Here is a 14,124-nt window from a genome sequence, read left to right on the forward strand (position 1 = left end):
TGCTTTTGCTTCGCCGTTCTGCGCTTTTCCTTCTCACTGAGGGATCAACCGGATCCCCGGTGCATTGCGTGCCGGGGAAAATTTCTTCCCCCTCACAGACATACGACAAGCCGCGCGACCATGTGCCGTTTCAGGGCCTCCGCGGGATGTGCTGCACAGGCTGCGACTGCTGGTCCGGCCGGACACGCTGCTGCGCTGGCACCGCAACCTGGTCACACGCCGCCACGCTGCCGCGTCGCGCCCGAAGCGACCAGGCCGGCCGCGCACCGTGCACTCCATCCGCGCTCTGGTCCTGCGCCTCGCCCGGGAGAATCCCAACTGGGGCTACCGGCGCCTCCACGGCGAACTGCTCATCCTCGGCGTGAAGGTGGCCGCCTCCACCGTCTGGGAGATCCTCAAGGAGGCCGGGATCAACCCAGCGCCCGAACGGAACTCCAGTACCTGGGCAGGCTTCCTGCGCTCCCAGGCCGAGGCCGTGCTGGCGTGCGACTTCTTCGAGACGGTCACCCTGTCCGGAGCGCGGATGTACGTGTTCGCGGTGATCGAGCACAGCACCCGACGGATCCGGATCCTGGGCGCGACCGCGCACCCGACCGCTCCCTGGATGACGCAGGCCGCAAAAAAACCTGGTCATGGACCTCGAAGACGCCAGATCCAAGGCCAAGTTCCTGATCCGAGACCGGGACGGCAAGTTCCCCGAGCTGTTCGACGCCGTCCTGCGAGATGCGGGGATCGAGAGCGTCCTCAACGGCGTCCGGATACCACGGATGAACTCAGTCATGGAGAGGTGGGTGCAGACCTGCCGGCGCGAGCTGCTGGACCACACGTTGATCTGGAATCAGCGGCACCTGCTCCACGCCTTGCGCGAGTTCGAACAGTTCTACAACTCCGATCGGCCTCATCAGGGCCTTGCGAACGCCCGCCCGCTACGTCCCCTGCCCGTGACGGTCGCCGATCCGGAGGAGCTCAATCGCCTCGACATACGAAGACGCGATCGCCTGGGCGGCATCCTCCACGCGTACCACCACGCCGCCTGACCTCGATGGATGAGGTTTCCGGCAAGCGCAGGGCTACCGCAGGGTGCACGGCGAACTCGCCACCCTCGGCATCCAAGTCGCCGCCTCCACCGTCTGGGGCGGCGCGGGGAGCGGCGCGGGCCGACGAGGCCCGCCCCGCTCGCACGCGACCCTCAGTCCCCGACCGCCTCGCCGCGCCCCCACGCCCAGGCGAGCCTGTCCGCACCCGACTGATTGGTGGTGGCCAGCCAGGGGCGGTCCTCGGTGCCGGTCAGGGTCTGCAGCGAGTACGTGTCGTCGCTGCGCAGGCCGGGCCAGTAGACGGAGCCCATCTTCAGCTCGCGGAAGGTGTCGGTGACGGCCTGGAGGTAGTTGACGAAGTTGTCGTCCGGGGTCGGCACGTTGTAGTCGAGGCCGGTGGTCATCGGGGAGCCGAACTCGTCCGCGACCGTCCGGCCGGCGCAGTCGCCGATGCGTTCCTTGAGGTCGGCGACCCACTGGTCGTAGGTGGCGTACGACTTCCAGAAGCCGTAGTGGTGCAGCGACAGATAGGTGCCGGCCAGGCGCGGGTCGGCGCAGACGGAGGTGACGTGGTCGTTGTAGCCGGCGCCGCTGACGAAGACCCGGTCGCGCGGGACGGAGGAGTAGGTGTCCAGCCACTTCGCGGCCAGGTCGGCCCACTCAGTCTCGGTGTAGCCGTGCGGCTCGTTCATGGGCTCGAAGTAGACCCGCGGGTTGTTCTTGTACGTGTCGACGACTCTGTTCCACATGGGCCAGTAGGTGGTGGTGTCGTCGATCAGGCCGTCCTTGCGCTCGCCCGTTCCCTCCCAGTAGGAAACGATCACTTTGAAGCCCTGGTCGGAGGCCGCGTCGATGACCCCCTGGTAGGAGTCCCAGTAACTGCCGTTCACCGTGTACGGGTTGATGGGAAGCCGGACGGTGTTGGCCCCGAGGTTGGCGCGGAAAGCCGAGATGATCCGCTTCGCCTTGCTGTACGTCTCGCGGTAGCTGTCGGTGGTCAACAGGCCGGAGAGCTGGAGCTCGTCGTCGGCGAAGTTGTCCCGGGGGTCGGCCCAGTTGACGCCCTTGAACTGGGTGGTGTCCGCTCGCGGGGCCGCGGTGGCGGGTCCGGCGGAGAGAGCGGCGACGCCGAGAGCGGCCGCCGCGACAGCCACGGCGGAGGAGATACGACGGGTTCGGGCCATGCGCACGGATATTCCCCTTCAGGAGAGAGCGACTCGGTGAACAGCGGTGCCGCATCGCCGGGTTGGGCGCGGGAAACGCGCGTACACACGCTGGGACAGGCGTGGGCCCGGCGTTGCGGGCAGACCCGGCCGCTGCCGATGTTTACGCAAACATCGCAGCGCCGGAATCGTCACATCCGGCCCCTCTGCCGTCAAGGTCTCGCGCAAGGCGGACCGTTGAGAACCGCTCGTTACTCGTGACGCGCGGGCGGCTTGGCGTCGCGCTGCCCGCCGGGGGACGGGACCGGGGGGTTGGTCCGGCTCGCAGTGAAGGTGCGGGCACTCGTGTCAGAGGGGCGCCAACTCGGGCTGAGCGGCGAGGAGATCATGGAGATGACGCGGGGCGGGCTGACCCCGTAGACCCACCGGAAGGCGTCCCTTATCGATGACTTTCCACTGTTTGCCGTTCGGTATATCGATCGGCCTTCGAGTTTTCGGACCAATCCGTGTCCAGGACCTTGACCGGGCCCCTGAGGGCTTCTTCACTGGCCAACGCCGACACCACCGCCACCCCCCACGAGCTCTGCCCTCACGGGCTCCCCCCGCACCCCGAGGACCAGTACGTATGCCCCGTAACGGAACATCCCGTCTGCCCGCTGCCAACCTGTCGCGGCGGCACCTTCTCGTCGCCGGAGCTCTCACTCTGGGGGCCGCGACGCTTGCCGCCCCGACCCCCGCCCGTGCGGGGGACAAGAGCGCCGCCGCCTACGAGGGCTACCTCTTCGTCTACTTCACCGGTGAGGGCACCGCCGACGGCGAGCAGATCCGTTTCGCACTCAGCCGCGGCGACGACCCGCTTCACTGGCGGGAGTTGAACGGTGGTGAGCCCGTGCTGACCTCCGCCCTCGGCGACAAGGGCGTACGCGATCCCTTCGTCATCCGGTCGCCCGAAGGGGACACGTTCTTTCTCATCGCCACCGACCTGAAGATCTACGGCGGGGCCGGCTGGGACTACGTCCAGCGGCACGGCTCCCGGTCGATCATGGTGTGGGAGTCGACGGACCTGGTGAACTGGTCCCAGGAGCGTTTGGTGCAGGTGTCTCCGGCGACGGCGGGCAACACCTGGGCGCCCGAGGCCTATTGGAGTGAGGAGGTCGGTGCGTACGTCGTCTTCTGGGCGTCGAAGCTGTACGCCGATGACGACACGGAGCACACCGGGGACACCTACAACCGGATGCTGTACGCGACGACCACGGACTTCGTGACGTTCAGCGAGGCCAAGGTGTGGAACGACCCCGGGTACTCGGTGATCGACTCGACGGTGATCGCGCACGACGGGACGTACTACCGGTTCACGAAGGATGAGCGGTCGGCGGAGCAGTCCTCGTGCGGGAAGTTCATCCTGGAGGAGAAAGCGACCGATCTGCTCGACACGGACTGGGACACGGTGTCCGAGTGCATCGGCAGCGGGGCCATGACGCAGGGCGAGGGGCCGCTCGTCTTCAAGTCCAACACGGAGGAGAAGTGGTACCTGTTCGTCGATGACTACACCGCGAGCGGCTACATGCCCTTCGAGTCGACGGACCTGGCCGGAGGGGTGTGGACCAAGTCGGCCGAGTACCGGCTGCCCTCGGCCCCTCGGCACGGCACCGTGCTTCCGGTGACGAAGGACGAGTTCGACCGGGTCAACGCCAAGTGGGGCGTCGCCCCTGTCCTGGCCGACGCGGATGGGCTCGTCGCCCACTGGCCGCTGGACACCAGCGCCGACGACACCTCCGGGCACGGCTGTCACGGCACCGCCACCGGGGACATCAGCTGGGCCGAGGGGGCTCTCGTACTCGGCGGCGCGAGCGGGCACATCAAGCTGCCCGACAACATGCTGTCCGGGGTGGACGCCGTCACCGTGGCCGCCGATGTGTGGGTGGACAGCGATCAGGCGACGCCCTACTTCCTCTACGGGTTCGGGAACACCGCCTCCGCCACCGGCTACGGCAACGGCTATCTCTTCGCGACCGGCGGCAGCACCAGCAGCGGGTTCCGGGCCGCCCTGTCCGACGGCAACTGGAGCAAGGAACAGGAGACGAACGCCAACAGCGGCCTGGAGCACGAGCGTTGGGCCAACGTCACGTACACCGTCGACGGGGACACCGCTCTGCTGTACCTCGACGGCGTTGTCGTCGCGCGCAACACCGCGATCACCCTCATGCCCTCGGACATCGGCGGCGGTCGCACCACGGCCAACTACCTCGGCCGATCGCAGTACACCTCCGACCACACCCTCAAGGGGCGGCTGCGGGACGTCCGGCTGTACAACCGGGCCCTGTCGGACGACGAGATCGCCGCGCTGCCCGCCAACGCGACCCGCGTCCGTGGCGTGGAGGTGAAGGAGCTCAAGGTTCCCGCCGTCATCGAGGGGGAGGGCGCCACCGTCGTCCTGCCGGTCATGCCGGGGACTGACCTGCGGCGGCTGAGGCCCAAGTTCACGCTCGCGCCCGGTGCGCGGATCAGCCCGGCGAGCGGGAAGCGGATGGATCTGCGCAAGCCGGTGACGTACACCGTCACCTCGGCGGCGGGCGCGCAGCGCGCGTGGAAGGTATCCGCGGTGGAGATGCGTACGCCGGTGCTGCCGGGGCTCTACGCCGATCCCAACATCGTCGCGTTCGGCGGGACGTACTACATCTACGCGACCACCGACGGGTTCGCCGGCTGGAGCGGCACTACCTTCAGCGTCTGGTCGTCGCAGAACCTTGTCGACTGGAAGGACGAGGGCGTCATCCTGGATCTCGGGAAGGACGTGGGCTGGGCGGATGCGCGCGCCTGGGCGCCCACCATCGCCGAGAAGGACGGGAAGTACTTCTTCTACTACTGTGCCGAGGCGAAGATCGGTGTCGCGACCGCCGACTCACCCACCGGGCCGTTCACGGACTCCGGCAAGGTCCTGATCGCGGCCAACCCGGACGGCGCCGGGCAGGCCATCGACCCGGCCGCCTTCACTGACGAGGACGGGCAGGCGTATCTGTACTGGGGTAACGGTTCGGCGTGGGTGGTCCCGCTCAATGACGACATGGTGTCCTTCGACTCGTCAAAGATGCAGCAGATCAAGGGACTTGAGGATTTCCGCGAGGGCACATTCGTCGTCCGGCGGGGGGACGTGTACCACCTGACATACTCGATCGACGACACCGGAAGCGAGAACTACCGCGTGGGATACGCCACTTCCGACTCCCCGAACGGGCCGTTCACCTACCGCGGTGTGGTCTTGGAGAAGGACCCGGCCCAGGGGATCCTCGGCACCGGGCACAACTCCCTGCTCCAGGTACCCGGGACCGACGACTGGTACATCGCCTACCACCGCTTCGCGATCCCCGACGGTGACGGCACGCGCCGTGAGACGACCATCGACAAGGTGACGTTCGGGGCGGACGGGCTGATGCGCCCCGTCACGCCCACGCTGGAAGGAGTGCGGCCGCAGCGTATCCCGTAAAGCCGGCCCGGCGCCCGCCCCGAGGGGACGGTCGCCGGGGTGTGGGCTCATGCCTGGTCGCAAGGGGTCACCTGAGGTGACCCCTTGCCGGTTGGCGCCCCCGTTGACCCCAGTTGAGGGATTTCTGCACTAATCACAGTGCATCTTGCGGAACTACGCGCCCGAACCGCGCAGTTCGAGGCTCCTGATCGAGGCCGCTTACGACTGCCCTGGTCCATCAAGGCGTCAATTCGCCTCTCCGGCAACGCGATCGCCGCGCCAGCAGATTACGCTGGGACTGGCCGACGGCCTTTGCCTACACGGAGATCGCCAGACGCCTCGACGGTCACGCGTGAGGTGATGCGCAACGGGGACCCACCTCCTACCGCGCCCACCTGGCCCTGCGCTTGCCGAATATCTCATCCGCACTGGTGAGGGCGAGTGTGCCCGGTTTCGCCGATGTCGACCTCGGTTGCTCAAGTCGGCACTCTCGCGCAGTTGGAGGTCGCCGCGGCATGATGATCAACCGTGCTGCTTCCACTGGCTTACCTGGGTGTGACGAACGCGTTCGCGGTACTGCGCCTGCTGCCGATGTGCGATCGAGACAAAGACGCGGAGATCCTCGCCCTGCGCCATCAAATCACTGTGCTGGAACGTCAACTAAGCAACATCAGAGCGCGGTTCACTGCGAGCGACAGGGCCTTCCTGGCTTCGCTGCTGCACCGTCTGCCCTTCGACGTTGTGCGTGCCGATAAGTCCATCCGCGCTGGCGAAAGGGCCTGGCTGGACAATCGGGTCCCGGAGGGCTGATCGACCGCTCCCGCCAGCTCAGCTCCGGCATGATGTTCGATCGTGTTACTACGCCTGGCCTATCTGGCCGTCACGAACGCTTTCGCCGCGCTGCGGCTGTTGCCGTTGAGCGATCGAGACAAGGACGTGGAGATTCTCGCTCTGCGGCACCAGCTCACAGTCACGGCAGCTGTAGTTCTTGATCACGGCTGGTCGTGATGACGGTGTCGTTGCTGGTGGCAGGCTGTCGCGATGGCTTGGTGGTGGCGGCGCCAGGCGGTCCAGTACAGGACGTGATCGCGATCGCGGACTGGTGGGGGCAGTGTGAGGGCCCGCAGGAGACGGATGAGTTCGGGGCAGGTCAGCGGGACAAGCTCGGGCCGCTCCTCGGTGGCCTCGTGGACGGTGGCGGCCGTAAGGGCGAGGACAGCGGCGGCGATCAGGGAGAACAGTGACCAGCGCATCCAGGAGTTCCAGCAGGTCACTTGACCCTGGTCGAGTCCGGTGAAGCCCTTGGCGAGTTGGAAGGTCTCCTCGATCCGCCACCTGCGGGAGATCACTTCCACGAGCGTGCCGAGCGAGACGTCACCGGGAGCCCAGCAGCGGAAGTAGGACACCTCGCCGGTGTAGCGGTGCCGACGCGCGACCAGAACGCTCGTCCCCGCCCGGTTCTCGTTCTCGTCGGGAGCGTCGTCGTGGCGGACGTCGAGCCAGGCCCAGTCGTACTCGCGGGTGCCCTTGGTGCCGTGTCCGGTCTGCCGGCGCATCCACTGTCCGGGCCGCACCTTGTTGATCAGTTTGCGGGCCTCCCACCGGCGGCCCGCTCCGTCGGTGACCTGGCACGTGGCGGCGATGCCAACCGTGTAGCCGAGTCCCAACGCCCGTACCCCCTGGCGCAGTTCGCGTCCGCAGTACACCTCGTCGCCCGCGAACCAGCGTGCCTCGATCCCCGTGGCGAGTGCGTCGGTGACCATGGCCAGCGCCTGCTGCGGTTTCGTCGCGAACCCGATCTCCTCCGGCACCCCGGTCACCTCGCGGCGTTCCTCGTCCGCGGCCCAGTCCGCCGGGAGATACAGGGCCCGATCGATGATCACCTTCACTGTCGCCGTGACCGCCGCCAGATGCACCGCCACCTGACACAGACCGACACCGCCGATCGCACCCGAGTACTGCCGCCCCGCCCCCACGCAGTCCGTGGAGGACTTTGCATCGCCCGTCTCGTCCACCACCAACATCACGTCCTGCCCGGCGAGTTCATCGGCCACCAGGCGGGCGATCTCTGCCCGGGCCCGTTCGTGGTCAAAGCGGGCGCGTGACAGCAGATGCTGCAGCCGGTGCGGGCCCGGGTGCCCCAGCGCCTGCCCGAGCGTCCAGCAGCTGCGCGTGTCCACCTCCAGCAGCAGCCCCACGACCAACTCCGCCGCCGTCGCCCGCGCCTCACGCCGCGCGAAGCAGCCCGCGACCGCCCCCATGGCCCTCCCGAACGTCTCGCTCCACACCTGCTCGGCTATCGTGGCTTCCACGGCCACCGCGTCCTGATACGTCGTCACAAACGTTCATGATCGCGGTGGCCGTACTCATGTCCTCACCCGCCCCTGCGAGGCACTGACCAGCACAGACGCCGGAACTACAGCTGCCGTGACAGTCCTTGAACGGCAGCTCGGTACAGCCCGACCGAACTTCGATCCCGAGGACCGTGCGTTCCTCGCCGCCCTGCTCCATCGTCTGCCCAGACATGCCCTGAGCAGGATGCGGCTGCTGGTTCGGCCGGACACGGTGCTGCGCTGGCACCGCGACCTGACAAAGTGTCGGCACGCAGCCCGCTCACGCCCGAAGCGCACCGGCCGGCCAAGGACCGTGCGCTCCATCCGGCAACTGGTATTGCGCTTCGCGAAAGAGAACCCGAACTGGGGTTACCGACGGATCCACGGCGAACTCGCCATGCTCGGCATCAAGATCGCGGCCTCCACCGTCTGGGAGATCCTGCGCGCCGCCGGAATCGATCCGGCTCCGCAGCGCTCCACCACAACTTGGGCTGACTTCCTGCACGCACAGGCGGATGCTCTCCTCGCGTGCGACTTCTTCGAGACCGTCACGCTTACCGGTACCCGGCTGCATGTGCTCGCGGTGATCGAGCACGCCAGTCGTCGGATCCGGATCCTGGGCGCCACCGCGCACCCGACCGCCGCCTGGGTCACGCAAGCCGCACGAAACCTCGTCATAGACCTGGAGGACGCCGGTCATCATGCGCGATTCCTGATCCGGGACCGGGACGGCATGTATCCCCGACTGTTCGACGCGATCCTCGCGGATACCGGAATCAAAGTGGTGCTCACCGGCATCCGCATGCCCCGGATGAACGCGATCATGGAACGTTGGGTACGCACCTGCCGCCGCGAACTACTCGACCGCACACTGATCTGGAACCCACACCATCTCCTCCGCGCCCTCCGAGAGTTCGAAGACCACTACAACAACCACCGCCCGCATCGTGCACTCGGCCAAGGATCACCTCTACGCTCACACCCGGAGCCGGTCACCAATCCGGGCCAGATCGCCCACCTGAACATACGCAGACGCGACCGCCTCAGCGGAATGCTCCACGAATACCACCATGCAGCCTGACCCGCTCGGATGACCTTTTCGGCACCCACAGACCGAACCAGGCCGGGCCCAGCAGGTCGGGGATCTGATCGGGGGCGCCGGTGGTGGCGTTCCGGTCTGCTGCGCTACGAGCTGAGTCTGCGGTGCTCACGGGTGGGCAACTCCTCAACTGTCGTTTGACGGGCGAGCTTTCAGGCCGGTGGCGATGAAGGAAACAACCGATTCCGCCGGTGGGCGAGGCGTGCTGCCCAGCTCGGCGGTGGCCGCTTGCGGCGCCCCGTAGACCTGGAGCAGCACGCCGAACGTCATGTGCCAGCAGTGGCCGACCTCCCGTTGGGACAGCTCGGGCCGTGCGGCGCTCAGCAGCTCGCGCCACGGGGCGCACCCGAACCGGCGCGCGTCGAAGGGCAGCTCGCGACGGCGCAGCACGATTCGTGTGAGCAGATGCACGAGCAACCGGCCCCGCGGATTCCCAGCCGGCTCGTCGAGCGGTCGCACCGATACGTCGACCAGCTCGTCGATGCCCGGCGGGCGACTCTCAGCCGCCCGCCGTTCCACCTTCGCCGGCGGTTTCGCCCACAACGGACCGAGTCTGCTGTGCAGCAGCGCGGCGACCAGGTCTTCCTTGGTGCCGAAGCGGTATGGGCGGCGGCCGGATTCATCCCTGCCGCGGCCTTGACCGCACGGACGGACACGCTCGTAGCCCGAGGTGCGAGGCAAGGGCGCTCGGCGGCGTCGCGCAGTGCCGCCCGGGTGGAATCGGTGGCCATGACTCCAGCAGAGCAGGGCACTTCCACGTTTCCATCAGTGATGGAAAACGGGGCCTTCCCCGTGATCGTGGACACCGGTTGTCATGCGGCGGTGGCCAGCGTAGTTGATCGATGCTCGTAGGTGATCGGGCTGATCTGGCCGAGGCGGGAGTGCCGTCGGCGGGTGTTGTAGCGGGTCGCCCAGCGGAAGACCGCGAGGCGGGCCTCACGCGCCCCGTTCCACCGCTTCCGCCCCTGTAGCGTCTCGCGCTTCATAGTCGCGTTCAGACTCTCCGCGGCGGCGTTGTCCGCACTCGTGCCGACCGCGCCGCGCGATCTGGTCACGCCCAGCTCCGAGCAGACCTGGGCGAACTCCTTCGACACATATTGCGCCCCGTTGTCGCTGTGAAATATCGCCCCGCGCAGACCGTCCCCGCCGCGGGCCCTCGCGGCGGCCCTGAGCGCGTCGGTGACCAGCGAGGTCCGCATGTGGTCGGCGATCGACCAGCCCGCCAGGCGTTTCGAGCACAGGTCCAACACCGTTGCCAGATAAAGAAATTGGCCGTTGCCGATCGGGAGATAGGTGATGTCGCCCACGTACTTGGTGTTCGGCACCTGGGCAGCAAAGTCCCGCTGGAGCAGGTCAGGGCTTGATCAAGTTCCGTGGGTGTCCTGGTTGTTGATGATGCCCAGGATCGGGAGTGCCCGTCGTGGTTCGTCGCGGATCGCCCGGGTGGTTTTGGCGATGTTCTCGGCGCCGAGGGTCTTCAGCACGCCGATGGCCAGGTTGCGGAAGGTGGCCATGGCTCGGGGTGCGGCCCCGGTGTGGACGGTGGAGGCGTCCTCGGCGAAGGTGACGTCTCTGATGTGGTGGCTGGAGTTTTCCACTCCCCAGTGCCCGCGAATCGCGGCGGCGAGGTCCGCGGGGCTGGTCTGGTGGGCTTCGAGGCTGGTCACGGCGTAGACGCTCTCGCGACTCTCGCGGCTGCCGGTCGGCCGGCGGCGGCGGTGGACGCGGATGGCGAGCTTCGCGTGCGGAAAGGCGATGCCACCGAGTTCGTCCGCGATGCCGCAGGTCTTGATCGAACGGGACTCGCGCCGGCCGTGCCCGACCTCGGAGTGGGTGTGCTGGACGGCGATGTCACGCCACGGCAGCGTGGCGAGCTGGCTGTGGGCGGTGGGCTGGTTGGTCTTGATCACGGCGATGTAGTGGGCCTTCTTCGTCTCGACCAGCCAGGTGATGTTCGCCTTGACCGAGTGCAGCGCATCGAAGGTGACGAGAGTGCCGGCCAGGTCCAGCGGTGCCAGCAGCGGCTTAAAGTGCGTGGTTTCGTTGGTCTTCGCGCCGACCTCGGCCTGCGCGAGTGTCACGACGGTGGTGTGGCTGACCGCCGACAGCAGGTGACGGCGGGTCACGTCCAAACGCGCTGAGCCCTTGAGCGTCTTGCCGTCCACCGCGATGGCCCGCCGGTGCGCGGTGGACACGACGGTGCGGTGCCGGTCGGTGAGGTAGGCGCCCACCGCGGCGTCCAGGGCATCGCCGTCGACGGCGATCAGCACCCGCCCGATCGTCGCCGGCGACGGTGTACGCCGCCACCGCAGTGGATGGCGGCGTACACCGAGGGCGGCCAGCAGCCCACCCGAGGCCCGGGCGCCCCATTCGGCGAGCTCGTCGATGCTCCTGGCGCCCGAGACGACCGCACAGGCACACACCATCAAGATCGCCGTCAGCGAGTACCACCGGCCCCGCCGCGAGCGCGGGTCGGGGATGGAGTCGAAGTAGGGGCGCAGATCAGCGACCTGGCCGGGTTCCAGCGGACCCAGCTTCACAAGTACGGCAGGGATCGGGGAGGATGCAGCAGCAGGCACGGGACCTTCTCATGATCACGAGGCGTAGACACCCTAATGATCACGAAGCCCGCGCCTGCACCGCTACCCACCCCTCACAGCAACAACCAGCACAACCACGGAACTTGAAGCCGCCCTGGGAGCAGGTCCGGCACCGGTGTCGCCGACGGCTCGGGAATGGTGGTGCGGACCTTCTTGCGCAGGTGCAGCCCGACGATGTGGAACTTGCGCATGACGCGCTCGACCCGCTTGTGATTGACCGGCCTCCCGGCATCCTTCAGCTCGGCGGTGACGCGCGGAACCCCATAGGTGCCGTCCGATTCCTGATGGATCCGGTTGATGTGCTCGGCGAGCTCGGCATCCGCCCTCGCCCGGCCGGCCCGCGCCGATGCGCCAGCCAGCCACTGGTAGAAGCCGGACCGCGAGACCGCGAGTATCCGGCACAGCCGCTTGACGCCGAAGGCGCCACGGTGATCCTCGACGAACTGGAAGCGGCTGCTCACCAGCTGGTCTCCGCCGCAAAATACTTCGCGGCCCTCCGCAGGATCTCCCGCTCGAGCTCGAGTTCCTTCACCCGCGCCCGCAGCTGCCGGTTCTCCTTCTCCATCGCGGTGGCCTCCACCGCCCCGGGCCGGGCGGCCTGCCCGGCATCCCGCACCCACGTGCGCAGCGTCTCGTGGTTGATGCCCAGGTCCTTGGCCACCGACGCGTACGTCCCACCCGGGCTCGAGTGGTACAGCGCGACGGCATCGGCCCGGAACTCAGGCGAGTACTTCGACGTCCCCAACGGGAACTCCTGTCCTATGGATCATCACGATCCAATGATCAGGGTGTCCACGCTCAAGGGGAAACGCCCAACATCATGCTTCACCCGCACCCTCGTGCCGGCATCGTCGCGAATCGTCAAGCGGGGCGAATCGCCCACCAACGTGACGCGTTCCATGACCCGGTGGTCGGGGAAGTAGTCGGACACCGCGTAGTGCTGGGTGGCCCGGTTGTCCCAGACAGCTACCGTCCCCGGTTCCCAGTGCAGGCGTACTTGGTATTCGGGGTGGTCGGCTTGGCGGGTGAGGAAGTCGAGCAGTTTCCGGCTTGCCTGCGTGGAGAGGCCCACGATCCGAGAGGTGAAGCCCCGGTTGACGTGGAGGAGTTGACGTCTGGTCTCCGGGTGCATTCGCACCACCGGGTGCTCGACCGGTCGCAGCCTGGCCCGTGCGGCGCCGACATCGCCGGGGGCCCTGCGGGATCTCGTGCACGGCACGCAGGTCCGCGATCTGCCGCCGTACGGTGTCGGGCAGCCCGTCGTAGGCGGCGGCCATGTCGGCCCACAGGGTGTCACCACCGGTCGCGAGTACCCCCACCGCGCGCAGCACGGAGCCCAGGGGCGGCTGCGGCGAGAAGGTCATGTCGCTGTGCCGGATGTTCTCGGTGCCGGGGTTCCGCGCGTCGTGCGCGAGACGCACGACATGAGGGTCGCCCACGTTGGGCAAGAACCGGTGGTCGCGTTCCGGTGTGCCGAAGACGGCGGCGAACACACGCTGCTGGCTGGCCGTCAGCTTCAGTCCGCTGAAGAACAGCACGTTCCGTTCCAGCAGCACCTGCCGCAGTTCGGCGCGTGTCACGGCGTCCAGATGTGCGGTCGGATCGAGTCCATCCACCTGAGCGCCGATCACCCGGGTCTGCGGAGTGAGACAGATGTGTCCGTACGTGTGCGGGGTGCTGCCGGCTCCACCCGGGCGGAACTTCCGTGAGGCCGGGGGCATGCTGACGGTGTGGACGGGGAATTCGTCGGGATCGGGCACCGCGGCGGTGGAGCGGAGCCGGAGGGTGTGGTGGTCATGCGGGGGTCTCCTTCGTGGTGGGCGAGGGGGCGTGCGTGGCGGGAGAGGCGAGGTCTTGGCGGGGCGCCGGCGCACCGGTGCCGCCGGTCGCCGGAGTTCGGCCGTGGCGCATCAGCGCGGCCGTGGTGAATGCGAGTGCGCCGCAGGCTGTGCGGGCCAGGTAGGCGAGGCTGAACGTGGCGGGGGTGGCAGGCCCGGAGGTATCGCGCGATGCCGCCGAGCGGCCCGCCGACCAGAGCGGACACGCCGAGGGGAAAGGTCCACAGCGCTGAGGCAAGCGCCCCGATGTGCTGCTCGCCCTGGACCATCTGCGGCAGCAGGAGCCCCACGGCGGCGACCACCGCCGACCCGAGCACGGCGAGCGGCAGAGTGGTGCGCATGCCCGGCGAGGTCAGCAGCCCCAGGTCCACGGCAGGCTCGACACCGGACCGCGCCAGGCACCGTTCCCGGCGCACGAAGACCACGCCGAGAAGCATCGCCGCGGCGAGCGACGAGGGCACCTCCCCAGCGGTCCAGCCGACGGAGGAACTCCGCCCGACCCCGGTCAGGGCAGCGCCGAGCGCGATGCCCAGCAACAGCGCCCCTGGCATGTCCAGGCGCTGCCGGGCGCGGGAAGCGCATCTGCCGGCG

At 68.0% G+C, this 14,124-nt stretch carries 8 protein-coding genes and 4 pseudogenes; 4 read left to right on the forward strand and 8 right to left on the reverse strand.

The window, feature by feature from the left end; genetic code table 11:
- The first annotated feature begins 100 nt into the window (after positions 1 to 100).
- A pseudogene (locus tag OG456_RS04170) lies at positions 101 to 1,037 on the forward strand (integrase core domain-containing protein).
- Between the two features lie 152 nt (positions 1,038 to 1,189).
- Here OG456_RS04170 and OG456_RS04175 read toward each other — a convergent pair.
- Positions 1,190 to 2,221, reverse strand: a complete 1,032-nt coding sequence (locus tag OG456_RS04175) for a glycoside hydrolase family 5 protein (RefSeq protein WP_266557300.1) — start codon at positions 2,219 to 2,221, stop codon at positions 1,190 to 1,192.
- A 604-nt stretch (positions 2,222 to 2,825) separates the two neighbouring features.
- Between OG456_RS04175 and OG456_RS04180 the strand changes: the two genes are divergently transcribed.
- Together OG456_RS04180 and OG456_RS04185 are read left to right on the forward strand one after the other, a co-directional pair.
- Entirely contained in the window at positions 2,826 to 5,684 is a 2,859-nt protein-coding gene (locus OG456_RS04180) for a family 43 glycosylhydrolase (RefSeq protein ID WP_266557302.1), read from the forward strand.
- Positions 5,685 to 6,191: 507 nt separating this feature from the next.
- Positions 6,192 to 6,473, forward strand: coding sequence for a hypothetical protein (locus OG456_RS04185; RefSeq protein WP_266557303.1), 282 nt, complete (start codon positions 6,192 to 6,194; stop codon positions 6,471 to 6,473).
- Between the two features lie 182 nt (positions 6,474 to 6,655).
- On the opposite strand, the gene OG456_RS04190 is transcribed toward OG456_RS04185, so the two are convergent.
- The gene (locus OG456_RS04190) at positions 6,656 to 8,002 is read right to left on the reverse strand and encodes an IS701 family transposase (protein WP_266557305.1); all 1,347 of its coding nucleotides are present in this window, start codon (positions 8,000 to 8,002) and stop codon (positions 6,656 to 6,658) included.
- Between the two features lie 88 nt (positions 8,003 to 8,090).
- Between OG456_RS04190 and OG456_RS04195 the strand changes: the two genes are divergently transcribed.
- A complete protein-coding gene (locus OG456_RS04195; RefSeq protein WP_266557307.1) occupies positions 8,091 to 9,077 on the forward strand; it encodes an integrase core domain-containing protein in 987 nt (328 codons plus the stop codon).
- 144 nt (positions 9,078 to 9,221) lie between these two features.
- Here the strand turns inward: OG456_RS04195 and OG456_RS04200 are convergent, their stop codons facing one another.
- The 6 genes and pseudogenes from OG456_RS04200 to OG456_RS50420 all read right to left on the reverse strand — a co-directional run.
- Positions 9,222 to 9,776: a TetR/AcrR family transcriptional regulator gene (locus OG456_RS04200; protein ID WP_266557309.1), complete on the reverse strand. Its 555-nt coding sequence runs from the start codon at positions 9,774 to 9,776 to the stop codon at positions 9,222 to 9,224.
- Positions 9,777 to 9,907: 131 nt separating this feature from the next.
- Positions 9,908 to 10,453 (reverse strand): annotated as a pseudogene (locus OG456_RS04205) (IS3 family transposase); the annotation flags it as partial.
- Positions 10,454 to 10,459: 6 nt separating this feature from the next.
- Complete coding sequence (locus OG456_RS04210) at positions 10,460 to 11,674, reverse strand: ISAs1 family transposase (protein WP_266557274.1); 1,215 nt, start codon at positions 11,672 to 11,674, stop codon at positions 10,460 to 10,462.
- 119 nt (positions 11,675 to 11,793) lie between these two features.
- Positions 11,794 to 12,440, reverse strand: a pseudogene (locus OG456_RS04215) (transposase); the annotation flags it as partial.
- A 24-nt stretch (positions 12,441 to 12,464) separates the two neighbouring features.
- Entirely contained in the window at positions 12,465 to 12,827 is a 363-nt protein-coding gene (locus OG456_RS50415; protein ID WP_323136292.1) for a TauD/TfdA family dioxygenase, read from the reverse strand.
- Positions 12,828 to 12,942: 115 nt separating this feature from the next.
- Positions 12,943 to 13,416 (reverse strand): annotated as a pseudogene (locus OG456_RS50420) (TauD/TfdA dioxygenase family protein); the annotation flags it as partial.
- Positions 13,417 to 14,124 lie beyond the last annotated feature (708 nt).

This window comes from Streptomyces sp. NBC_01446, assembly GCF_026340095.1.
GTDB classification, from domain to species: domain Bacteria; phylum Actinomycetota; class Actinomycetes; order Streptomycetales; family Streptomycetaceae; genus Streptomyces; species Streptomyces aureus.